Origin of the sequence: Pseudomonas sp. SCPG-7, assembly GCF_002156405.1 — a bacterium.
In the GTDB taxonomy this organism is placed as follows: Bacteria; Pseudomonadota; Gammaproteobacteria; order Pseudomonadales; family Pseudomonadaceae; genus Aquipseudomonas; species Aquipseudomonas parakoreensis.
On the sequence record NZ_MVOO01000011.1, the window covers coordinates 20,166 to 42,013 of the forward strand.

Here is a 21,848-nt window from a genome sequence, read left to right on the forward strand (position 1 = left end):
CATCCACAAAGTTGCTTGGCCGGGCGAAGACGCTTTTATCTTTCATCCTCACCTCGCGATCTACTTCTTTAGCAATCGAAGTCCATTGAGCACGACAAGTATGCTCACTCCAACGTCTGCAAAAACAGCCATCCACATGGTGGCCAAACCCATGAGGGTGAACACAAGGAAAATGGCCTTAATACCTAAGGCGAACAAAATGTTTTGCTTAAGAATCACAGCTGTCTCGCGTGACAGGCGGACGAAGGCCGGAATCTTGCGCAGATCATCATCCATTAAAGCAACGTCAGCCGTTTCAATAGCGGTTCCCGTGCCAGCCGCGGCCATGGCGAATCCGATCTGAGACTTGGCCAATGCAGGTGCATCGTTTATCCCATCACCGACCATCCCCACCACGTGCTTACGGCCCTTCAATTGATCAATTACTGAAAACTTGTCGCTGGGCAACAAGTTTCCCCGCGCCTCATCTATCCCAACTCGTTTGGCAATCGCATCAGCCGTGTACGAATTGTCGCCTGTAAGCATCATGGTCTTGATACCCAATGCATGCAGCTCCTTGATCGCTGTCTGGCTTGAGTCCTTTACGGTATCGGCTACAGCAAACAACGCAAAAACCTGACTGGCGCTGGTCAAGGCTACGACTGTTTTGCCTTGGCGCTCCAGGCTAGTCAGAGATTCGTCCAACTGCGAAGTACCGAGCCCCAACTCCTGGATCAGTCGGTGATTGCCCAGGTAGAAGAGCTGGCCTTCAATCATCCCCTTTACCCCGCGACCGGGAAGGGCCTCAAAACTCTCCACTTGCAGGAACGTTGATGCGTCCGAGCCTTCGTACTTGGCAATTGCCTGTGATACGGGGTGATCCGAGCGTGCACTGAGGCTGGCGGCAACAATCTGAGGATGTACCTCTGAGTCTTCGGCTACCGGAATGTAGTCTGTCTGAACCGGTTTCCCATGGGTAATGGTGCCGGTTTTATCGAGCGCGACGAAACTCAGCTTGGCGCCTATTTCCAGGTAGATGCCGCCTTTAACCAAAATGCCTTTGCGAGCCGCTGCCGCCAGACCACTGACGATGGACACCGGAGTGGAAATGACCAGCGCACAAGGGCAAGCAACCACCAGAAGCACCAGTGCACGATAGATCCAGTCAGTCCACAATCCGCCCATAAACAGTGGTGGGAATACCGCAATCGCGACGGCGAAAAAGAACACCCCTGGCGTATAAATTTTGGCAAACTTATCAACGAACCGCTGGGTTGGAGCTCGCGAACTTTGGGCTTCTTCAACCGCGTGAATGATTCGAGCAAGGGTCGTATTGTTGGCCTCAGCTGTCACTCGATACTCGAAGGAGCCGGATTCGTTAATGGAGCCGGCATAGACAGGATCATCGACATCTTTTTCGATGGGCAAGCTCTCGCCCGTGATGGGCGCTTGGTTAACAGTAGAGTTACCAGAAGAGACTTTACCATCCAGGCCAATTCGTTCGCCGGGGCGGACACGAACCAAGGCCCCAATCTCGACCGTTTTTACATCGACTTCCAGCCAACTACCGTTGGGTTGGCGCACGGTAGCTCGTTCAGGGGTCAAGTCCATCAGCCCCTTGATCGCATTGCGCGCACGATCCAGCGATTTCGCTTCGACCATTTCCGCAACGGTGAAGAGAAACATGACCATCGCGGCTTCTGGCCACTGTCCGATCAACACCGCTCCGGTAACCGCGATGCTCATCAGCGCGTTGATGTTCAGGTTGAGGTGTTTGATCGAGATCAAACCCTTCTTGTAGGTCGTAGGCCCGCAGAGCACGATGGCGAACAAGGCTATGACCGCTATCACCCATTCAGGCGCGGAGTTAGTGAAGTGCAGGACTTCAGCACCCACGGCAGCGACACCGGAAAGCGCTAATGGCCACCATGTGCTCTTAGGTGATTCCGCCTGGGGAAGGACTTCTGGCGTATCTGCGCTGGTTGCATTGCCATTAGCCGTCAAAGGTTCGGCGTGCATGCCCAGCGATAGCACTGCTGCCTCGATACCCAAGGTGTCGGGTAGCTCGTGCCAGACAGCCATCGTGCGGTTCATCATGTTGAACTCGAGCTTTTGAATGCCGCTCATCTTCGCGAGCTTGTCCTCGATCATGGTCTGCTCGGAAGGACAGCACATCTGCCCAATCCTGAAACTGCTGAAACGAGTCGCTTCGTCGGTATTGGTGGGAGACACGTTTTCGATGCCGACTTTGGGACTACCCGCAGCAGATGGTGGGCAGCAAGCATCGATAAAAAGGTCATTATCAACCGTAGCAGCAGGCTGACTCGGCTCGGCAAGGCTGTACAGGGCAGATGGCGGTGCTACGACAGCGCAGTTCGATTTACTGATATCGGAGCCGGGGGAGCAGCAACCCGCGCCCTTTACTGAAGAAGGCGCTGAGCTGACGTCCAAAGTTTTCGCGGAGCAGCAACTACTGTTGGACTGTGCTGTAGTTGTATTACACATAGTCGCGGCAGGTGCACAGCAGCCGGTCGGTGCTGCCGGGTCAAATACCTCAACGGCGGCGTCACTTTTCGGTGTTTGTTCATCACCGCAACAGCTTTTCATAAAGGCACTCTCCACAATTTATTGTGAAGAGTGAACACCCTATAGCCACTATAAGGTCAAGCGGATTGTCGAGCCCGGTGAGCTTTTTTCATTCCGCATTCCGCACGCGCCCTTATTAACGAGCTTGGTTGATTTCGCTCCAAATCAGATCGTAGAGCTGTTGAGCGCCGAAGTTAGTCAGGGGTTTACCGTTAACGAAAAATGTCGGTGTTCCCTTCACACCTACAGTTTTGGCATCAGCGGCATCTCTTTCTATCGTGGCGGTGATCTCCGGCGACATCATGTCCTCACGAGCCTTAGCCACGTCCAAGCCCGCTTGGGCCGCTACGTCCCAAGCTGCTGATGCTTTCGCATCGTCATGCCACTGCGGTTGAGCAGCGAGGACAGCTTCAAGTACCGGCACAAAAACACCCTGCTTACGTGAAGCCTCGAGCAGACGTATGGCTTCTTCAGACCCTACGTGAAGCTTCACATAGCGCAGCACTAAGCGAACATCGCCTGGGTGTTGTGACATCATCTTTTTGACGATGGGGTAGAAGGCACGGCAGCTTTCACAAGATGGATCGAAGAATTCTACGATTGTCACCGGGGCGTCGGCAGGGCCGAAGCTTGGTGAGTTAAACCGCACTAGCGCGCTGGTTTGCGGTACAGGTGCTGTAGCCTGGGGCACAGTGGCAGCACGATTGTAGAAAAATGCTGCGACGGCAAAGCCTACGATGGCTAGCACGCTGATGGAGAGGACGACGGCGCGTCTGCTCATACGGTAAATCTCCGACGGATAAGAACGAGAAAAATGATCAGCAGGCTGAACACGCCCAGCGATAAAAGTGGCAGCGGAACACCACTGAGGATGGTCATGTCGGCACCGGAGCAGGAAGGGCCGGCCCCGCAAGGTTTGATGCTTTCAGGAATCAGTCCGAAATAAAGCAGGTTGTGATACAGAGCGATGAGCCAACCCATGACTGCTAATGGCAGTGCATAGCGCCAAACACCGGTGTCCGATAAACAGCAGGCGACGCCCAATACCAGGACGAGTGGAAACATGAAGGCTCGTTGAAACCAACAGAGCACACAGGGCAGTTGCCCCATGACTTCACCAACGAATAGCACGGCGATTGTTGATACCAGAGCAAGCAACCAGGCACAGAGCAACAGCGCCCAAGCTCCGGATTGATGTTGTTTTAAGGGGGCTTCCATAGGATTCAGTCCACTTTTCTATTGAGCGCACGCAGATTTGCTTATCGCCTAAGGCGCGTAGAATGAAGATTCTAGCAACTATAAGGTCAAGCGAAATGAGTTCGACCAAATACACAGTCGGTGATCTGGCGAAGGCGACTGATACCAAAGCGGTGACCATCCGCTATTACGAGCAGGTCGGCCTCCTGCCTTCTGCAGGGCGTTCAGCATCAGGCTATCGCTTCTACACCGACGAGGAGCGCGACCGTCTATTGTTCATCCGACGTAGCCGCACACTGGGCTTCAGCCTTGACGATGTTCGAGAGTTGCTGGGCTTTGCGGATAACCGCGACGCTTCCTGCGCCAGGGTGGACGCAAAAATCGAGGGGCAGTTAGAGCAGGTTCGAATGCGCATCCGAGACCTGCAAGGCTTGGAGGTGGAGTTGGAGTTGGAGCGTTTGATTGCTTGTTGCGAGGGCGGCGTGATCGAGCAGTGCCGTATTATCGAGTCGATGTCCAATCCCCGTTAAGGATGCTAACCGGCCACCCCACAATTTTGGCGGGAGTCCTGTTGAATGAACTGATCATTTATATCGACTATGTGGTGGTTTCGACTCCGTCTTGGCGGTATCAAGAGTCGCAGGTGCAATGACGTAACGCACGCCGTTGAGGGATGAACCAACGCTTGGGCTTTGATGCCTATACCGGCTAGAGCGTTTGCGTTGATCATAGTGATTGACTCTCAGATTCAGTGATAGTCATAGAAGTGGGCATGCTGCTGCCCGTTATTTCCGTCCACACTGTTAACTGTGGCAGGATTAAAATGACATGCCTTCAGACACCTGAATCAGCATTTCTTCAACTAGATGTGTGCCGTGAGACGTAGTGACCATTGCCAGTGGGCTTTTTCCCAAAAAACGGGCTTTGGGTTTGGAAAGCCATTGTTTGGCCTTCCCTTCGTCCCCGAACATGATCTCGGCCATGGCGGTAATGTGTGCGAACCGGAACAGGCGATCGCTCTCATCCGACGTTAAAAGCTGATCGCTTGCCAATTTTGTTTTGAGCGTTTTGGGGTGAATGATTATGTCGCGTTCTTGCGGATTTACGGTGCCATCAGCACAAAGCGATGAAATCAGGCCGGCCGAAAAGCCAGCTACTATCATGTCGTGAATGTCTTGATCCGAAGCGTTGGAAGGGATATGGAGATACGCAGCCAACCGCTTGCGGTAAGCATGATAGGCATCCTCACGCAGGACTCCAGCAAACATCGGCCGTACTGATATTGCACTGTTCATGGGCGTCAGCACTAATGTGCCATTCGCTATCGTTAGCTCTAAATGATCACCAACACCTAACCCCATTTGGTCAAGCAACTCTGGAGGTAGGTCAATGATGATGTCGCCAGTACCGTCCTCAGTATTCTGGCACTTGACTATCCAATGCTCGCTCATGATTGTCCGGCCCTCATCCGCGACTAGAGAATGACACACATCATTATGCTCGGGCGCAGAGCTGACCAAAGGAACGTGCACTCCTCCAGTAGACATGCACTGCCGCTGCTCGAACGCCGGATAGCGAGTGCAACAGCAAAAAATGGGGCAATGGCTTTGCCGCCTTTCCACCGTCACATGGTTACGAGCTTGAGCGTGATCTGGCAACTACACGAAAAGGATATGACATGAACCCTGATGAGCTTTATGTTTCCGTCGACGTCGAGACTTCTGGACCTATACCAGGCGAATACAGCCTGCTTTCCATTGGAGCTTGCCTTGTAGATCAACCTGCCACGTCCATCTATCTTGAACTACGACCTGACAGTCCAAAACACGACCCAGAAGCACTGGCAGTATCGGGGCTGAGTCTGGAGAAGCTGGAGCGCGAAGGACTCACTCCGCAACAGGCGATGCTGACATTTGGTGAATGGCTGAAATCATCCTGCCAAACGGGGCAGAAGGTCATTTTCGTAGGACTCAATGCACCGTTTGACTGGTCATTCGTCAACTACTACTTCCACAAATACTTGGAAACCAACCCCTTTGGTTTTACCGCTATCGACATGAAGGCCTACTTCATGGGAGCTGTAGGTTGCAGCTGGCAGGAAACAAAATCATCCAAGATGACCGCTGCGCTGAAGCCACTCAGCGAACCGAACCATAACGCATTGGATGATGCTCGCTTTCAGGCAGAGCTCTTCGCGCTAATGCTGGCGGGTAAGGGTAACCGCTGACGCCTCCCATGGCACTGACTTGAAGCTTATCTAAGCCAAGTTGCTTCAACATATCTGCCGCCCCTGAACGACCAAGCCTTGATGCCTTCTGGTTTTTCGGACTTGCCAACGATAACGGCTATTGGGTGCGGTAGATCCTGCGTGTAACGCGCAGCAAATCTGGAGAAACTTCCTATGTCTGCCGGAGAAATCACCGGAACAGATTGGGGATGCGTATGCCAATAGCCCACCAGACGTAACCCTTGTTCGTTGGCAGCTTGGATCTCCTGACGGCACCGCTCCGCATCCAACTCTAGCCAAGACCAGCCTGACCGATCGGCGCGATGAGGCAACGTGGCCAAGGCCAGCAGCAACCCTTTCGGATTAACCGGGTTGACGAATAACTGTCCCCCTCGCTCCACGCCAAAGAGGCCCTGCCGATGACTATCCAAGATGTCCGCGACAGCTTGCGACACCAATAGCTCGGAATCCACCTCCGCCCATCTCCAGCGCCAAGCGATATCCGTCATACCATTTCATCCTTATGTTCCGGCCATCCGCGCTCGAGTAGGAGTTGCTGCGCCCCCTCTGGAAGTTTGGGCCCATGGTATTGGCCTCCTAGGCTCGGCACATCTTCAGGCCTGTAGATACTGCTGACCCAAGATGCAGTGGTGATGTTGCAGGTCAATGCACGTAAAGCCGTGTGCGACACCATAGAGGCGATATTGGTCATCCCCAGCGATCCGCCTGGAATAAAGCTCTCCCCACAAGCGGGCAGTGGAACCACACCTCCTCCCGGCCACTCGGTAAACTTATGAAGAAAATCGCCGATGTCCGTGAATAAATGACGGCCATCAAAGGTACCGGCTGGTGCGAATAGCGCGTGGCCTACCTGGGTATACGGTTCGCTCCAGGCTTGTAAAAGTCCCCAAGAAACGCCGCTGGATTTGGCTCGCCATACAGTGACCTCCGACTGCCAGTCCGCTGTCGTAATCACCACAAGATCTGCGTTATCGAACACTTCTGGTTTGCTGCTCATAACTACTTCGGCGAAAGTCGAATAAGCGGTGCATTCTGTAGTCGGAAGATCTAACAGAATCTTGTCCCTCAACGCTGAGGCTTTCAGCCTCCCTAGGCTATCCGCTCCCAGAACGTGCCTACCCAGATTGGCTGACACCAGAGTGTCAGGGTCGATGAGGGTAAGGTGGCCGACACCGGAGCGTGCCAGTTGTATTGCCACCGCACTGCCTAACGAGCCAACGCCAACACAAACGACCCGAGCATTTTCAAGGTGCTTTGCAGTGCCGCTTATATCGCGGGACAGAATGGACGCACGATCAAGCACGTCTAGGGCAGTTGCGCGGACAAGTGCCGGAGGATGTGCATTTGCGATGGCTGGCCGGCGGCGCGCTGTGCGCAAGCCAAACTTTGCCCCCCGCTCTTGCTGTACGCCAAGCGAGCGCACATTGAGGCAATAAGTTGGAGCATCCGTCCCCCCAGGAAGCTCCAGGACAATCCATCGACTCGCCAACGTTCCATGCAGCTCAAACCATGCCAGCAATTGCTCGGCATCGTCTGGTTGAAGGTGTGGCGTGAGCCACAGCAATAAATCTTCTGGATCCGGGGTGCGGATATCCGGATAAGTCTGAAGCTTAACGTAAAAACCAGGAGTTTCGGCCGCGCGAATGACAGCGGAGCGCCCGACAACCCGTCGGTAATGCCCTTTGAGTGCAGCTATGTTCGATGCTAGCCAAACCGTTTCCTGACCGGATGGCACAGCCCGGCGCGGATCGCTGAGAGCAAACAACTGCGAGGCAGCCTGAGGTCGATCCAAAAGTAAAAGGTTCTGGTACGACTGTCCGTGCTGAAAAGACCAGTAGGTAGTGATCTCATTCTGAAATTCGATATCGCGCGCTGCCTGACTTGATCCCATCTTGGACAACGAAACGATCTGGGCCAAGCGAGCAAGGCTGTCCTCTACCACGACCTCCGGGGAGCCCATAATGGGGCGTTCCTGAAAGCCATGAAGGCAAAGCCCCGACTTAGTGGCATGCGGCCAAACCAGCCATGGAGAAGGTTCGACGTTCAGCCGCAAGAGCCCACGGGGAAAGTTGGAGGGGAAACCAATACGCAGTCGCCGCTCCTGCCCCGTGTAATCGATGGGCAAGGGGAAGTGAAAGCACGCCGCTTCGTCAGCCCGCATGGGTGCGGGCTGGAGCAATGCATCAGCTGCATCCTGACCTAGGGTATCTCGCAGTGCGGCGATTCCGCGCTGCAATGGCGTCTTAAGAGGATCAGCCAAGGCGTCCAACTGGCTTTACGCTCGACTGAGAGGTTCCGCCACCGCTGGCCCCTCCGAAGAGCGAACCCATCGAAGCAGAGTTTCGAGTAGTGCCATCCGGTCGGCCAGGCATCGTCCAATTCGCAGGGATTTCATTGTTTACTGTTGTGATGAACGCCGGCGCAATACCGAAGTTCTTTTTCACTGCCTCGGCAAAAGAATCATTGGATTCAAAACTTTCCAAACCTAATGACACAGAAGCACTGGCGTCCGCATGCCATTTGGAAAATGCTTGACGATAGCCTTGTCCCTCACCCGGTCGATTCCACTTCTCTGCAAAGTTTTCGCCGTTATCGGCAGGGTTGCAGACAAAGCAATCGCTACCTCTATACGCAATGTGCTGCGGTATTCTGCGAACGATTTCCAAAATTGCATCGAGCGGTGCCAATGGCTTTGACTGGGACTCTTTCACGACATCCAGGTATGCGTGAGTGGCCAGGGTCGTAATGACCGCAGAAATTGGGCGAGTATCAGCGCTTTTTGTCTTGATAGCCCATTCATCGCGATGCCGCTTCAGCAGCTTTATGGTCGCGCGCAGGGGATCTTGATCGATGTAATCCTGATAGTGCGGCAAAGGATCTTGTGTCGCGGCATCAAGCATTCTCTGGCTTTTGGCAATCACCAAGCTTTCCAGAAAGATTTCCTGGGCGGAAGCGACCTGCAACCAATTCGAGTAAGGAATAGGGCTGCTTGCTTTCCACCCTGTGACCCGATCCGGAACCTCCAGCTTACCCTCGCCGTTTGCTTCGCCATTTCCGTTGATCGCGCGTGCAGGTGTGACATCAATGTGGAAACCTGGATTTTCGTCGGCATAAACGATCCGAATACCACGACGTAGTTGCTTAACTTCTTCCTGAACGCGGGAGCCTTCCCTGAAACGCTGCTCAATCGCCTCTAGAACTTCCTTTGCACCAGCGCCCTGAGCGTGGGGGAGCCAGATAATCGCATCCGCATCAATGGTGTCCAGATCCGCAGGCGCGCCGGCAATTGGCTTAATGGTCGTCTTCAGCCGCATTGAGCCCTGGACGAAAATATGAGCCTCAGCGAGCAGCGGATTGTCAGAAGCCGAGAGGATTTTTTCCAGCTGGGAGTAGCGATCATTGATTTTTTCGTACTGCGCTTCCGTCAGCGAGATTTCCCGCGCGGCGCGAAGCAGAAAATATTCCCAACTGCTGCGCTTGGTCTGTTCGTTGCTCAAAAGCATTACATAGCCTCCTGGGCCGAGGGACCCAATTGCAGTGTTTGCGTAAACCGATGTTGGTTTTCTTTGTCCCGGTCGAAGATCAGGTACGTATGTTGATGCTGCGTTGTGAGCAACGCGCCAAACTCGATGGCTAGTGCCGCAGGAATGGCGGCGAAGACGTGGATAGGATAAGGAGTCAGAGCCTCAAGCTGGCTCAGTCGTATTTGGAGCGCGTCGCGAAAGGCATGGATCACCCGACGGTTCTGTACCATCGCGTAGCTTGGTTCAGGGATCGACAGCTCTGCAATACGTGCACCGGGTAGAGCGTCGGTCACGTCGCGAACTGGAACTTGCGCAGAAATGGAGAGCACCAACGCCAGTGGACCATCGCCGTTGGGTGGAGGCGTAAACAGAAAACTGGGCGGCTCAGCAGACTGATCGGGCCAGCGCAAAAGATGCTCGCGGTGAAAAGAGAAGATTAAGCGTTTGGAACGATCGCCGATGCTCTGGCCCAACATCATCAAAGCTGGGATATCGGCCAAGCCTACTACTGCTAGTGCGGGCGAGTCGCCGTAGGTGCCGCCGCGACGCTTGAGTTGCTGCTCCAGCTCATACTGGATGCTGTCTTTGACGTTCTGCCAATAGGCAGCGTCCCTGCCGCGCGGTCCAGGCGCAGGGAAGGTAATTTTGATGCCTTGATCGAAGGCGGTTAATCCCTCCGCAGACATCGCAGTCAACAGATCGCGAACGGGAATATCGTTGATCGTCTGGAAATGCTGACTCTGGACAATGAGAGGAATCGCTCTGCCACCATCAGGGGTCGTTGCGGCGATTCGGATGCGCTCTAGGTATGCTTGGTGTAAACCACTCAAATCATTTTCAGGATAACCGTCTGCGTCACGATCAATTTTGTCATGACAGCCTGGGCACAGGAGCATCAGATTAGCGGTATTGTTTGTGTGCGCCTCAGCATCATGATCCGCGCGTCCCCGAGGGCCTTTGGGACTGGCGGGCAGGATATGCGCCACTTCGCCCCATTTCATTGGCTTGCCGGCACGATAATCGAACGTCAGATCCGTGCCGCACAGTTCACAATGACCAGCGGTCTGTGTCCATACGATCCGCTTCGTCTCATCATTCGTGTTAAAGCGCCCGCTCGCGGGCTTAGCGTCTTCTTGTTCTGCCATTCCGACCTACCCCAGAGAAACATCCATGATTGAAAACGATGATGGCAAGATAAGATCATATTAAGGTCATTCGCCTCGATTTCAAGAGTGATCTGAGGGTGACGAATGCTGAGTCGGCTTTGAGCAGGATGCTGTTTGTGGCTCATCGAAACACAGTAGGGCAGCGTTCGTTTTTCTGGCAAGTGCTGGTGGGTAACGGCACTGACCACAGCGTATGTATCGAAATTAGCGAGTTTATGCAAAAGACATAAACTTGCTAATTTCGATACATACCGCGCGTAGGACTGATGAAAACGGGCTGTGCAGTTCAAACGAGGCTGCAAGCGCAGCCCCTTTTGTATGCATTTTTACGCGTCAGTGCTTGCCAGGCTCAACGGACAAGTGTCGACGACGCATGAGGTGATAGGCCGCCGGGATCACAAACAGCGATAGCAAGGGCGCCGTAACCATACCTCCAATCATCGGGGCGGCAATGCGGCTCATCACCTCGCTGCCGGTACCGCTTCCCAAAAGTATTGGCAACAAACCAGCGATAACCACCGCAACGGTCATGGCCTTGGGTCGAACGCGCTGCACAGCGCCTTCACGAATCGCGGCCATTAACCCGTGTTCTGTGTTGTCACCGAGGTCTTGACGCTCGGCCCAGGCATTTTTCAGGTAGAGCAGCATGATCACGCCAAATTCTGCAGAAACACCGGCCAAGGCGATAAAGCCGACCCCGGTGGCGACCGACAGGTTGAATCCCAACAGATAGAGAAACCATGCCCCGCCCGTGAGAGCGAATGGCAGCGTGGCCATAATCAGCAAAGCCTCATCAAGGCGTGCAAATGTCAGGTAGAGCAACACGAAGATGATCAACAGCGTGGCAGGCACCACCAGTTTGAGTCGTGCGTTGGCCCTTTCAAGAAACTCGAACTGACCTGAGTAGCTTAAGCTCATGCCGGGCTGCAACTTTACCTGCTCACTGACGACCCGGCGTAGATCGGCCACCACGGAGGCAATGTCCCGGCCATGCACGTCGATGTACACCCAGCCTGAAGGCCGTGCGTTCTCACTCTTGAGCATTGGCGGCCCGTCGTTGACCTTGATCTTCGCCACGGTGCCAAGGGTGATCTGGCTGCCTAGTGGGGTGTAGATCGGTAACTGCTCCAAAGCACCGAGCGAATCCCGCCACTCCCGAGGGTAGCGGACGTTGATTGGGAAGCGTGCAAGCCCTTCAATGGTCTCGCCGACATTTTCACCGCCGATAGCGCCGGCCACGATCGACTGCACATCGGCGATATTCAGTCCGTAGCGGGCGGCGGCTTTTCGGTCGATATCCACGTCGATGTAACGCCCACCGGTTAATCGCTCGGCCAAAGCCGAACTGACACCGGGTACGCCCTTAGCCACTCGCTCGACCGCCTGAGTCGCGGCATCAATCTCCGTCAGATTGGTGCCGGCAACTTTCACCCCAACAGGACTCTTGATCCCCGTAGCCAGCATGTCGATACGGTTGCGAATCGGCGGTATCCAGATATTGGTCAGCCCAGGAACTCGCACCACTCGATCCAGCTCTTCCACTAGCTTTTCCTGAGTCATGCCTGGACGCCAATGCTCCTGCGGCTTGAACTGGATGGTGGTTTCGAACATCTCCAACGGCGCCGGGTCGGTGGCAGTTTCAGCACGACCGGCTTTACCAAAGACATGTTCGACCTCCGGCACGGTCTTGATCAGGCGGTCGGTCTGTTGCAGCAGTTGCGACGCTTTCTGCGCCGACAATCCCGGCAGAGCCGAAGGCATATAGAGCAGGTCGCCCTCGTCCAACGGTGGAAGAAACTCGCCACCCAAGCGCGACATTGGCCATAATGCGCTGATAAAAACCAGCAACGCGACCAGCAGCGTGATCTTCGGTCGTCGCAAGACTGCATCCAGAGCCGGCTGGTAGATCCGGATGAGCCAGCGGTTCAACGGGTTCTGTTGTTCACTGGGAATTCGTCCCCGAATCCAGTAGCCCATCAACACCGGCACCAAGGTCACTGACAATCCCGCCGCCGCGGCCATGGCGTAGGTCTTGGTGAAAGCCAGCGGGCCGAATAGCCGCCCCTCTTGCGCTTGCAGGGTGAACACCGGAATGAACGACAGCGTGATGATCAACAAACAGAAGAACAGTGCTGGTCCTACCTCCGCCGCCGCTTCAGTCATCACGTGCCAATGACGTTCACCTTTCAGTTCCTCCCCAGGATTGGCCGCGTGCCAGGCCTCAACCTTCTTGTGCGCGTTTTCAATCATCACCACGGCAGCGTCGACCATGGCGCCGACGGCGATGGCAATCCCGCCCAGGGACATGATGTTGGCGTTGATCCCTTGATAGCGCATCACGATGAAGGCAATCAGTACCCCCACCGGCAGGGAGATGATTGCCACCAGAGATGAACGCAGGTGCCAGAGAAAGATCCCGCAGACCAACGCGACGACGATGAACTCTTCGATTAGCTTGTGGCTGAGATTTTCCACGGCGCGGTCGATCAGCTTGCTGCGGTCGTAGGTGGTGACGATTTCCACCCCCGCCGGCAAGCTGCTTTTCAACTCGTCGAGTTTGGTCTTGACCGCCGCAATGGTTTCGCGAGCATTCTTGCCGCTGCGCAGAATTACCACACCGCCAACCGTCTCGCCTTCGCCGTCGAGTTCGGTGATACCACGCCGCATTTCCGGACCCAACTGGATCGTGGCGACATCGCTAAGGGTCACCGGCACACCGCCCGATCCCAGCTTGAGTGGGATCGCCCGAAAATCATTGAGCGTTTTCAAGTAGCCGGAAGCCCGCACAATGAACTCGGTCTCTGCCATCTCTAGGACGGCGCCGCCGGTTTCCTGATTGGCCTTGCCGATCGTTTCGGTCACCTCGGCCTGCGTGATACCGAGGCTGGCCAATTTGAGTGGATCAAGCTGCACCTGGTACTGCTTGACCATCCCACCCACGGTGGCCACCTCGGCAACATTGGGCAGAGTCTTGAGTTCGAACTTGAGGAACCAGTCCTGAAGTGCACGAAGTTGCGCCAGATCGTGTCCGCCACTGCGATCTACCAGCGCGTACTGGAAAATCCAGCCAACGCCTGTCGCATCTGGCCCCAACGCCGGTTTGGCGCTGGCCGGCAAGCGACTTTGTATTTGGCTCAGGTACTCCAACACCCGCGAGCGGGCCCAATACAAGTCAGTACCGTCTTCGAACAGCACATAGACAAAGCTGTCACCAAAGAAGGAGTAGCCGCGCACGGTCTTGGCGCCAGGCACCGAAAGCATGGTGGTGGCCAACGGATAGGTCACCTGGTTCTCGACAATCTGCGGTGCCTGTCCCGGATACGGGGTGCGGATGATCACCTGAACATCGGAGAGATCCGGCAGCGCATCAATGGGCGTGCTCTGCACCGACCAGATGCCCCAAGCCGTGACAAAAAGTGTCGCCAGTAGCACCAGGAATCGGTTGGCCACTGACCAGCGAATCAGGGCGGCGATCATGGCTGGCTCCCCGATTTGTCTAGACGCTCAACACGCAGGCCATCGTCGGTCTGACTCACCGCAACCCGAACCTTATCGCCCGTTTTGAGGCCCAGCATCAGCGCCGGAGTAGCGAGTGGGAACGTCATCGTCATGCCAGGCATGCCCAACGTTTTGAAGGGACCATGGGCGAGTGTGACTTCTTTGTCGTTGATCTCAACGATCTGCCCATCCGCCTCATGAAAACTGGAGACTGCTGCGCTGGGTGGTGACTCTTCCTCCGAGCTTGCAACGATGCCCTTGAGACTGGCCTCCGAGTCGAGCAGGAACTGGCCAGAGGTAACCACCTTCTGGCCCTCTTCCAGACCTTTCAAGATCGCCGTCTTGTCATCGTTTTCCTGCCCGATCAACACTTCAACAGGACGATAGCGGCCAGCGTCTTCAGCAAGCATCACCAGAGCACGTCGACCGGTGCGAATGACGGCCTCGCTCGGCACCCACAACACACTTTGCTCCGTTGAACGATTGAGGCTCACTCGTGCGGTCATACCCGGCCTGAGACGGCCTTCTGGGTTGGGTAACTCGACGCGTACGCGAAGGGTGCGGCTATCCGGATTGGTTTCCGGAAGAATCGCGCTGACGACGCCCTTGAGCACAACCCCAGGGAACGCGGGCAAATGCGCCTCTGCCGTTTGCCCCATGAGGATCGATCCAGATTCAGTCTCCGGAACGGCCAAGGCCAGCCAGACGCTACTCAAACCATTAACGCGTGCCAGTGTCTCGCCGGCGGCCACCGTCATACCCTCGCGCACATTGAGCTCTTGCAGCACACCACTAATAGGGCTGGTGGGGGTCAGGTTTGGTTGGACTTTGCCACTGCGCTCTACTTGAGCAATTGATGCCGCCGGCATCCCGGTGAGCCGCAAGCGCTGGCGAGCCACTGCCAGCAAGCCTGTATCGCCACTGCGCTTGAGTGCGAGAAATTCCTCCTGAGCCGCAGCCCACTCAGGTACAAGGATATCCGCCATGGCGGCATTGGCTTTGATCACGTCGCCAGGAGCATGGGCATACACGCGCTCGACGAAACCCGCCGTACGGGCTTGAATGACGGCGACGTCCCGTTCGTTGAAAGCCAACACTCCGACAACGTCCAGACTCGAAGCAAACACACCTCGACTGACGGTAGCCAGTCGCACACCGAGGTTCTGGGTCAGGCTTGGATCAATGCGAACAGTGTCACTGTCCCCCTTGCTATCCGCGTACTGAGGGACCATTTGCATGTCCATGAAGGGCGACTTACCCGGCTTATCGAATTTCTGTTGTGGGTACATGGGGTCGTACCAATACAGAACTTTGCGATCGACTGATGACTCAGGCTTCTGCTCCGGTGCTGCATCCGGTACCGAGCTCACCCTCGGTTGGGCCAACCAGTAACCACCGGCAACCCCCAAAGCAACTGAGATGCTGACAACAAATACCCCTTTCCGTGTTCTAGAGATCATTGAGCGGACTCCCCATAGGCGAAATACAGGCGAGCGCTGGTGAGAGCACGCTGCTCTTCAACATCAATCTGCTTGAGACGGGCTTCGATAAGCTCGCGCCGAGCAGCCACGACGGAGTTCAAATCGCCTTTGCCGGCGCGGTAGCTGGCCATGCTGAGCTCGACCTTCTCCTTGGCCAGAGGCAGCAGACTGTCCAGGGTTCGGCGAACGGCACGATTCAAGCGTTCATAATCGGCCAGCTCGTCCTCCAGTTGCTGGGTATGCTTGCGTGACAGGGCTTCCCGCTCGGCCTCTAGCTGGTTGAGTTCAGCGTGCTTGGCCGCAATTTTGGGGTTTTGCCGAGAGTCAGGAAACAGTGGTAGATCCCAGGAAAATTGCACGCTGACCATGTCGCCGAACTGTCGGCCGCGATTCTGATAGTCGACTTCCCAGCTCCAATCCGACTGTTTTTCCGCTTCGGCTTCACGGACCTTGGCTTGCGCTTCGCGGGTCATTGGCGCAAAAGCTGCCAATTCTGGGTGATGTTGCAGCTTATGAGAGTAGTCAGAGGCTTCGACAGGCCATTCAGGCAAGCTGCCCACAGGTTTGTCATTGGCGGCTGGTCCAATCCAGCGCTTCAGGGCAGCTCGGGCCTGCGCTCTCTGACGAATCAGATCGTCCTGCTGCTCTTCCAGTTGTGCCGCTTCCTGTTTGGGCGTTACTGCATCAGCAGGTTGAGCGCGGCCACCGGCAATTTGTGCCCGGACGGTATCGGCCAGCAGACGGTTTTCTTTGTAGAGGTCCTGAAACAGAGTGTCTTTACGCTCAACCGAGTAGCTGTTGATCCAGGCCAACGCCGTGGCCTGACGAACCTTTAGACGTTCGACCCGGCGCTCAGCGGCGGCGCGTTCAATGGCCGCATCAGCGACCTCGATTCGGGCTTTGCGCTTAGCGCTGCTGGGCATCTCCTGACTGACTCCGACCATTCGCATAGTCATGAAGTCTTGGTCGATGCTCCAGCGATCCGGCCCCCCAATGGGGTAGTTCTGTACGCCTAGCAGCAACTTGGGATCGGGTAGTTCACCAGCGGGGATGGCCGCACTACTGGCAGCCTGAATTTTCGCGTCTTGTGCAGTCAGCGACGGCGCATTGTTTTCAGCCAGCTGCAAAGCTTCATCGAGTGTCAATGCGGCAGCGAGACTCGGCAATGCCAGTACGCTTGCCGCCAGGCCGGCCACGAGGGACCACCCTGTGCAATAGCACTTGGAGTTCATGTTCACGATTCCTGTGATGATCCACTGCGCGCTTCATCAGACATGCACGCAGATATGCCATCCCGCTAACGCGGAATGAGGCTCAGTGTGGTACAGGAATCAAATGCGGGGCGGTCGCCATACCCCTGAAGGGGTTTGGACAGGATGGGAGTCTATGGAGATGGACGCTTCGAGGGGGCTAGATAGGGGGACCAGAGGCTTGATGATAGAGACTTGCAGCATGCCGCCGGTCTTACACTCCTGGCCCGGCTTGCAGGGTTTACCATGCTCGGTGGGACTTTTCATGTCATGGCAGCAGTCTTGGCCCATGCCGTCCATCATCGCCATGCCCATGGTTTGCATGGGACACGGCTCTGTCGGCGCCTGAACACCCGCCATCCCACTGAGGGGAAGCGCCAAGCTAATCAGGAATATCAGGCAAAACCGTACATAGCGTGTCATGGACTGAAGTGTAGCCAGTAGAAATGGTGCTAACAATCCCGTTCCCGGCTTCTTGGTTAGCTGCCAGAAACCTCTATTGCGCGCTCATTTCCATTTCAGGACTTAGCGTGCCTAACCATGCGACCAGACAGATGATGAGGATTGCCATCAGGAATTCGAATTTCATGCTGCGGCGCAAGGCATTAACCGCTACAGAGTATTGACCATTGCGAACTGAGCGCTCCAACTGCGGGCTTAAGTGAAAGCGGTTCAGTGTGGCTAAAACGATCATCCCGGCAAAGAGCAGGATCTTCAAAAACAGCAGCTGACCATAGGTACTCAGCATGACCTCATCAAGGTTTGGACCGACGATGAAAAGGTAATTCACGACTCCCGTTACGCTTATGATCGCAACAATCACACCGCCGGCCGACTCAAAGCCAGTCAGCACGCGGGCAAGAATTCGTGCTTCCTCCTCGCCCTTCAGCGATTTCAACCGCAGCAGTAGAGCGAAGGCCGCTAGAGCACCCAACCAGCCACCTGCCGCTAATAAATGGAAAATATCGCTCAGAAAATGCCAGTAGCGGCGGCTGCCTTCGTCCATGGCACCGTGCCCTGTCCAGGCTAGCGTGGCCAACGCGATTGCTCCACACACGGTGACGATCCAGAGGCTGGGTGTCGGAAATCGTTTGTTCAACGCGACGCCCATAATTGCCCCAACCAAGGCGGCTATTCGGACCATCCAGGTCAACCCAACGTCGGTGCCCATGATGACCATTTCAAAAATGTGGTGATGTAGCTCCATAAGCTCCGATACACCGCTCATTGCTTTCGCAAGCAACAACATCGAGGCAAGGGACAGAGCTACACCTGCAACAGAAGTACCGTAAAGAAGCGACTCAAAATTCAAGACCGTGCCCGATACCCTTTCTTTTCCCCTGAGACTGTACAAGCCAAATATGGCCAATCCAAATAACAACATCAGGTCAAAATAGAGAGCAAAGCGAACCACAATATTTATTGAGTCGCTCATGGATCATTTCACTTTGAAGGAAAAGTTGCCGGTGATCGGGTGGGTGTCCGAGGAGACTGCACGCCATTCAACTTTGTAGGTACCGGTCGTCAGAGGTGCAGCCGGCGTAATCACCATCGTTTTCGGATCACCGCCAGCAGCGACGGCGGCCTTTACACCCATTGGAGAGTTCGGCATGCCAGGCATATCAGTCATGATCAGTTTTGCACCGGAAAACTGAGTGGTGAGATTCTCGGAAAAGTGCAGTTCAATTTTCGAAGGGGCCGCCGCATCCGAGCCTTCCGCCGGAGTGGAAGAAAGGAGCTTTGGATGTGCTTGAGCTACGGCACTCAGAAGCAAACCAGCAGTAAGTGCAACAGCTACGGTCGTAGTTTTAAGGAATGACATGCAAGACTCCTCACAGCAAGAGCTGTTGATTTGAGGTTTGTTTGGGAAGAACTAGTTTGTAATTTTCAATTTAAAACCACTGATGGTTAACTCGGAGCTTCCATCTCTAGTGCAGGTTGAACACGAAAATCTCGCTAAGCCCCAACGTCACAGTGCAAGAACACGATGCCACACGAACGCAAACTGTTCGATTACATTTCAGTCAGCTTGACACGCTGTTTGGGATCGAATTGGCGAAGGTCGCAAGTCTTAGAAACGAGACCGCACGCCGCAAATACTGGGGTATTCACTCATTCAAAAAATTACGAAACTGGATGCAGGCCCAAGTCGCGCTAACGCCGTTGATCACAAATGCGGCATTGCTCAGCTGACCTGCAAGTCAACACTAGGAAACTCGAGATGAAAGGCCGTTTTACCGTCACATGACGTACACCAGATTTTGCCATCATGCGCCTCAATAATTGATCGGGTAATCGACAAACCTAGCCCTGCGTTGCTTGGGCTTCCTTCCCTGCGCGCTGGGTCCACGCGATAAAAACGATCGAAGAGCTTTTCAAGATGTTCGGGGGCAATGGGTTCACCCTGGTTCTCCACGACGACCAATACCGACATCTCCTTCTGGAGGATTTCGACACTGATCATCTTCCCTTCCGAGGTGTAGCGAAGCGCATTAGAGAGCAGGTTAGATATAGCTCTGTGGAGCATAAGGACATCGCCTCGGACGCTGCCCCTTCCTGAAACCTTCAGTTCTATCCCTCGCTCATCTGCCAAAAGACGGTAGTATTCAAGCAGTTTCTCCACGACTTCCACCAAATCTATTGGTTTGTTCTCGTGGGTGATCAGACCATTGTCTGACTTCGCCAGAAATAGCATGTCATCAATCATCCGACTCATACGCTTCAAGTCATCAAGATTTGAGTACAGGTTGTCTTCGTAGTCTTCTATATCCCTTTTTCTTGAAAGCACGACTTCGGTGTGGGTCATCAAGTTGCTTACAGGAGTCCGTAGTTCGTGGGCAATGTCTGCGGAAAAATTCGATAACCGGACAAATGCATCGTCGAGTCTGGACAGCATTGCGTTAAAGGACAGCACCATTTGCTGAAGTTCTTTAGGAACAGGCGCTAAAGGGATGCGCTCTTTTAGTGATTTTGCTGACATAGAGGCGGCGACCCGCGTGACCTGGCGAATAGGCCGCATGCCACTGCTTGCTACCATCCAGCCAAGCGCCGCACTGACCAGCGCGCTAATTACCAGCCCTATCCAAAACCAGCGCTCAAGCGTCTCGAAAAAGGACATATGCTGAGTAACGTCAAAGATCAAAATGACTGTCAACGGCTTGTCTTGCCCCGTCACAACGGCTTGTGCTGTCACGCCACGGAACATCTGCTCTTGCTCCCGCCACTCCCAGACGTTGTTGTTTGTGGTTGTGCGGAACTCCTTCGGAATATCTACCGGACCGGGATCTGCGAACAGCAGCTTGCCTTCACCATCGATTATTAGGGCCGTCAAATCCCGGTGAGCACCCAGCAGCGCTTCCAGCTCAGGCTTAAATTCGCTGAATTGATCGATGGTGTTCAACCCGGACAAAATTCTCTGGGTCGAGTGGAGCTTTTCGTTCAATGCCTGCTGATCCAGCATCTTAAAGTGATGCCGACTGAGGTTGTTGAAACTAAGTCCGGCGACCGTAAGCACGGCCGTTACCGCGAGCATGAACATCAGACTCATGCGAGTTGTCAGGGACATCCGATTCATTCCGACTCCGAATCAGGCGCGTCTAGCATGTAACCCATTCCCCTCGAGGTATGAATCAACTTGACCTCAAAGTCGTCATCTATCTTGGCCCTCAACCGTCTAACCGCAACCTCGATAACGTTGGTGTCGCTATCGAAGTTCATATCCCAAACCTGGGAAGCGATAAGTGACTTTGGCAGCACCTCCCCACGACGTCGCAGCAACAGCTCAAGCAACGCAAACTCTTTGGCCGTAAGGTCGATGCGCTTACCTGCACGAATGGCCCGACGCTTGAGTAGGTCCACCTCCAGATCAGCCAATTTCATGTAGGTTTGCGAAGGCGCGCTGTTACCGCGACGCAGCAACGTTCTGACTCGAGCAAGCAATTCAGAAAATGCGAAGGGTTTGATCAGGTAGTCATCTGCGCCGAGTTCAAGTCCTTTAACTCGATCTTCAACGCGGTCTCTCGCTGTGAGAAAGAGTACGGGGACGTCTTTCCCGGAAGCGCGAACCTTCTGCAGAACTTCCCAGCCATCCAATCCAGGCATCATGACGTCGAGAATCAACAGGTCATACGCTTCGCTCAAAGCGTGCTGAAGCGCCTCTTTTCCATTAGTAAAACGATCAACATTGAACCCCGCCTCGGTGAGTCCTTGCTGCAAATAGATACCTATTTTTGGTTCGTCTTCAGCGACAAGAAGTCTCATGAGGTCGTTCTCTGATAGTGATGAAGCGGAGTCTGCAACGAAAACCGGCAGCCAACCAGCAACTGACAGAAAAGTAATATTGGCTTCAGGTAGATGTCAGCGAGCGCTGTCTAGGGTTCAAGCATGAGTACTTCCTAGTGCTCGACCGACTCTTCAGCATGAAACGTTTAGGAGCCGGAAAACAATTCCATAAGGAGTTGCCCCATGAATCGCCTGAAAATTCTGTTTTTTGTGAGCTCAATACTCGTCTCAGCTTCTGTATGGGCTGAAAGTGGCGGAGACCGGGTTATAGAGCGTATGGAGGGTCTGCGCAACAAGGCAGAAGCTGTCCTGATACAAGCTGAAAACGCTCCTGAAGGTCAGCGTCATGTCCACATGACTGAGCATATGAAGATGCTGGGAGAGCTCATGAGCCAACTCCATAAAGATCATCCAGACGCCTCAATGTCTCCTCAGCAGCACCTCGCCTGGATGGAAAAGCACGACAAAATCGTCGATGACGTTTTGAACCAAATGCAGCGCGAGCACAAATTGATGCTTTCAGAGAATCATCAGTGAAAACCGGCTTCCAATGGGCTTTTTGAACAGTAACGTTAAATACGGCGTCATTTGGACGCCGTGCTTTTTTGAAAACTGACAGAAATGTAGTGTTCAGGTCA

General features: G+C 54.5%; 19 protein-coding genes. 3 read left to right on the top strand and 16 right to left on the bottom strand.

Features of this window, described 5'->3' with window-relative positions:
- Positions 1 to 60: 60 nt before the first annotated feature.
- The 3 genes from B1722_RS19810 to B1722_RS19820 form a co-directional block, all read right to left on the bottom strand.
- Entirely contained in the window at positions 61 to 2,154 is a 2,094-nt protein-coding gene (locus B1722_RS19810) for a heavy metal translocating P-type ATPase (RefSeq protein ID WP_042561908.1), read from the bottom strand.
- A gap of 547 nt (positions 2,155 to 2,701) precedes the next feature.
- Complete coding sequence (locus B1722_RS19815) at positions 2,702 to 3,346, bottom strand: thioredoxin domain-containing protein (protein ID WP_042561909.1); 645 nt, start codon at positions 3,344 to 3,346, stop codon at positions 2,702 to 2,704.
- Positions 3,343 to 3,783: a disulfide bond formation protein B gene (locus tag B1722_RS19820; RefSeq protein WP_042561910.1), complete on the bottom strand. Its 441-nt coding sequence runs from the start codon at positions 3,781 to 3,783 to the stop codon at positions 3,343 to 3,345. The genes B1722_RS19815 and B1722_RS19820 overlap by 4 nt, the downstream gene beginning before the upstream one ends.
- Before the next feature lie 95 nt (positions 3,784 to 3,878).
- Between B1722_RS19820 and B1722_RS19825 the strand changes: the two genes are divergently transcribed.
- Positions 3,879 to 4,292 (top strand): helix-turn-helix domain-containing protein, encoded by a 414-nt coding sequence (locus B1722_RS19825; RefSeq protein ID WP_086794133.1) that lies wholly within the window; start codon positions 3,879 to 3,881, stop codon positions 4,290 to 4,292.
- A 288-nt stretch (positions 4,293 to 4,580) separates the two neighbouring features.
- Here the strand turns inward: B1722_RS19825 and B1722_RS19830 are convergent, their stop codons facing one another.
- The gene (locus B1722_RS19830; RefSeq protein WP_080963325.1) at positions 4,581 to 5,213 is read right to left on the bottom strand and encodes an antitoxin Xre/MbcA/ParS toxin-binding domain-containing protein; all 633 of its coding nucleotides are present in this window, start codon (positions 5,211 to 5,213) and stop codon (positions 4,581 to 4,583) included.
- Positions 5,214 to 5,440: 227 nt separating this feature from the next.
- On the opposite strand from B1722_RS19830, the gene B1722_RS19835 reads away from it, so the two are divergent.
- The gene (locus tag B1722_RS19835) at positions 5,441 to 5,989 is read left to right on the top strand and encodes a 3'-5' exonuclease (protein ID WP_010565120.1); all 549 of its coding nucleotides are present in this window, start codon (positions 5,441 to 5,443) and stop codon (positions 5,987 to 5,989) included.
- Between the two features lie 26 nt (positions 5,990 to 6,015).
- Here B1722_RS19835 and B1722_RS19840 read toward each other — a convergent pair whose 3' ends face one another.
- The 12 genes from B1722_RS19840 to B1722_RS19895 form a co-directional block, all read right to left on the bottom strand.
- The gene (locus tag B1722_RS19840) at positions 6,016 to 6,498 is read right to left on the bottom strand and encodes a Mov34/MPN/PAD-1 family protein (RefSeq protein ID WP_042556859.1); all 483 of its coding nucleotides are present in this window, start codon (positions 6,496 to 6,498) and stop codon (positions 6,016 to 6,018) included.
- Complete coding sequence (locus tag B1722_RS19845; protein ID WP_086794037.1) at positions 6,495 to 8,279, bottom strand: ThiF family adenylyltransferase; 1,785 nt, start codon at positions 8,277 to 8,279, stop codon at positions 6,495 to 6,497. The genes B1722_RS19840 and B1722_RS19845 overlap by 4 nt, the downstream gene beginning before the upstream one ends.
- Positions 8,263 to 9,513, bottom strand: coding sequence for a nucleotidyltransferase (locus B1722_RS19850; protein ID WP_086794039.1), 1,251 nt, complete (start codon positions 9,511 to 9,513; stop codon positions 8,263 to 8,265). The genes B1722_RS19845 and B1722_RS19850 overlap by 17 nt, the downstream gene beginning before the upstream one ends.
- A complete protein-coding gene (locus B1722_RS19855) occupies positions 9,513 to 10,679 on the bottom strand; it encodes an SAVED domain-containing protein (RefSeq protein ID WP_086794041.1) in 1,167 nt (388 codons plus the stop codon). Before B1722_RS19855 ends, B1722_RS19850 begins: the two co-directional genes overlap by 1 nt.
- Positions 10,680 to 11,033: 354 nt before the next feature.
- The gene (locus B1722_RS19860; protein ID WP_042556863.1) at positions 11,034 to 14,177 is read right to left on the bottom strand and encodes an efflux RND transporter permease subunit; all 3,144 of its coding nucleotides are present in this window, start codon (positions 14,175 to 14,177) and stop codon (positions 11,034 to 11,036) included.
- Entirely contained in the window at positions 14,174 to 15,658 is a 1,485-nt protein-coding gene (locus tag B1722_RS19865) for an efflux RND transporter periplasmic adaptor subunit (RefSeq protein WP_086794042.1), read from the bottom strand. Before B1722_RS19865 ends, B1722_RS19860 begins: the two co-directional genes overlap by 4 nt.
- Positions 15,655 to 16,911, bottom strand: coding sequence for a TolC family protein (locus B1722_RS19870; RefSeq protein ID WP_086794044.1), 1,257 nt, complete (start codon positions 16,909 to 16,911; stop codon positions 15,655 to 15,657). The genes B1722_RS19865 and B1722_RS19870 overlap by 4 nt, the downstream gene beginning before the upstream one ends.
- Before the next feature lie 99 nt (positions 16,912 to 17,010).
- Positions 17,011 to 17,352 carry a hypothetical protein gene (locus B1722_RS29905; protein ID WP_080896087.1) on the bottom strand — a complete coding sequence of 114 codons (342 nt, stop codon included), beginning with the start codon at positions 17,350 to 17,352 and terminating at the stop codon, positions 17,011 to 17,013.
- Positions 17,353 to 17,425: 73 nt separating this feature from the next.
- Positions 17,426 to 18,364 (bottom strand): copper homeostasis membrane protein CopD, encoded by a 939-nt coding sequence (gene copD, locus B1722_RS19880; protein ID WP_042556867.1) that lies wholly within the window; start codon positions 18,362 to 18,364, stop codon positions 17,426 to 17,428.
- A 3-nt stretch (positions 18,365 to 18,367) separates the two neighbouring features.
- Positions 18,368 to 18,751: a copper homeostasis periplasmic binding protein CopC gene (gene copC / locus B1722_RS19885; RefSeq protein ID WP_042556868.1), complete on the bottom strand. Its 384-nt coding sequence runs from the start codon at positions 18,749 to 18,751 to the stop codon at positions 18,368 to 18,370.
- Between the two features lie 363 nt (positions 18,752 to 19,114).
- Positions 19,115 to 20,503, bottom strand: coding sequence for a heavy metal sensor histidine kinase (locus B1722_RS19890; RefSeq protein WP_086794046.1), 1,389 nt, complete (start codon positions 20,501 to 20,503; stop codon positions 19,115 to 19,117).
- Positions 20,500 to 21,189, bottom strand: coding sequence for a heavy metal response regulator transcription factor (locus tag B1722_RS19895; RefSeq protein WP_042556870.1), 690 nt, complete (start codon positions 21,187 to 21,189; stop codon positions 20,500 to 20,502). The genes B1722_RS19890 and B1722_RS19895 overlap by 4 nt, the downstream gene beginning before the upstream one ends.
- 204 nt (positions 21,190 to 21,393) lie before the next feature.
- Between B1722_RS19895 and B1722_RS19900 the strand changes: the two genes are divergently transcribed.
- Positions 21,394 to 21,747: a co-regulatory protein PtrA N-terminal domain-containing protein gene (locus tag B1722_RS19900; protein ID WP_042556871.1), complete on the top strand. Its 354-nt coding sequence runs from the start codon at positions 21,394 to 21,396 to the stop codon at positions 21,745 to 21,747.
- Positions 21,748 to 21,848: the final 101 nt, after the last annotated feature.

Excerpts from the sequence above, each read along its gene's own strand:
- B1722_RS19810 (WP_042561908.1), bottom strand. The coding sequence starts at position 2,154 with ATGTGCTGTCCTTCCGAGCAGACCATGATCGAGGACAAGCTCGCGAAG.
- B1722_RS19815 (WP_042561909.1), bottom strand. The coding sequence starts at position 3,346 with ATGAGCAGACGCGCCGTCGTCCTCTCCATCAGCGTGCTAGCCATCGTA.
- B1722_RS19820 (WP_042561910.1), bottom strand. The coding sequence starts at position 3,783 with ATGGAAGCCCCCTTAAAACAACATCAATCCGGAGCTTGGGCGCTGTTG.
- B1722_RS19825 (WP_086794133.1), top strand. The coding sequence starts at position 3,879 with ATGAGTTCGACCAAATACACAGTCGGTGATCTGGCGAAGGCGACTGAT.
- B1722_RS19830 (WP_080963325.1), bottom strand. The coding sequence starts at position 5,213 with ATGAGCGAGCATTGGATAGTCAAGTGCCAGAATACTGAGGACGGTACT.
- B1722_RS19835 (WP_010565120.1), top strand. The coding sequence starts at position 5,441 with ATGAACCCTGATGAGCTTTATGTTTCCGTCGACGTCGAGACTTCTGGA.
- B1722_RS19840 (WP_042556859.1), bottom strand. The coding sequence starts at position 6,498 with ATGACGGATATCGCTTGGCGCTGGAGATGGGCGGAGGTGGATTCCGAG.
- B1722_RS19850 (WP_086794039.1), bottom strand. The coding sequence starts at position 9,513 with ATGCTTTTGAGCAACGAACAGACCAAGCGCAGCAGTTGGGAATATTTT.
- B1722_RS19855 (WP_086794041.1), bottom strand. The coding sequence starts at position 10,679 with ATGGCAGAACAAGAAGACGCTAAGCCCGCGAGCGGGCGCTTTAACACG.
- B1722_RS19860 (WP_042556863.1), bottom strand. The coding sequence starts at position 14,177 with ATGATCGCCGCCCTGATTCGCTGGTCAGTGGCCAACCGATTCCTGGTG.
- B1722_RS19865 (WP_086794042.1), bottom strand. The coding sequence starts at position 15,658 with ATGATCTCTAGAACACGGAAAGGGGTATTTGTTGTCAGCATCTCAGTT.
- B1722_RS19870 (WP_086794044.1), bottom strand. The coding sequence starts at position 16,911 with ATGAACTCCAAGTGCTATTGCACAGGGTGGTCCCTCGTGGCCGGCCTG.
- B1722_RS29905 (WP_080896087.1), bottom strand. The coding sequence starts at position 17,352 with ATGACACGCTATGTACGGTTTTGCCTGATATTCCTGATTAGCTTGGCG.
- copD (WP_042556867.1), bottom strand. The coding sequence starts at position 18,364 with ATGAGCGACTCAATAAATATTGTGGTTCGCTTTGCTCTCTATTTTGAC.
- copC (WP_042556868.1), bottom strand. The coding sequence starts at position 18,751 with ATGTCATTCCTTAAAACTACGACCGTAGCTGTTGCACTTACTGCTGGT.
- B1722_RS19890 (WP_086794046.1), bottom strand. The coding sequence starts at position 20,503 with ATGAATCGGATGTCCCTGACAACTCGCATGAGTCTGATGTTCATGCTC.
- B1722_RS19895 (WP_042556870.1), bottom strand. The coding sequence starts at position 21,189 with ATGAGACTTCTTGTCGCTGAAGACGAACCAAAAATAGGTATCTATTTG.
- B1722_RS19900 (WP_042556871.1), top strand. The coding sequence starts at position 21,394 with ATGAATCGCCTGAAAATTCTGTTTTTTGTGAGCTCAATACTCGTCTCA.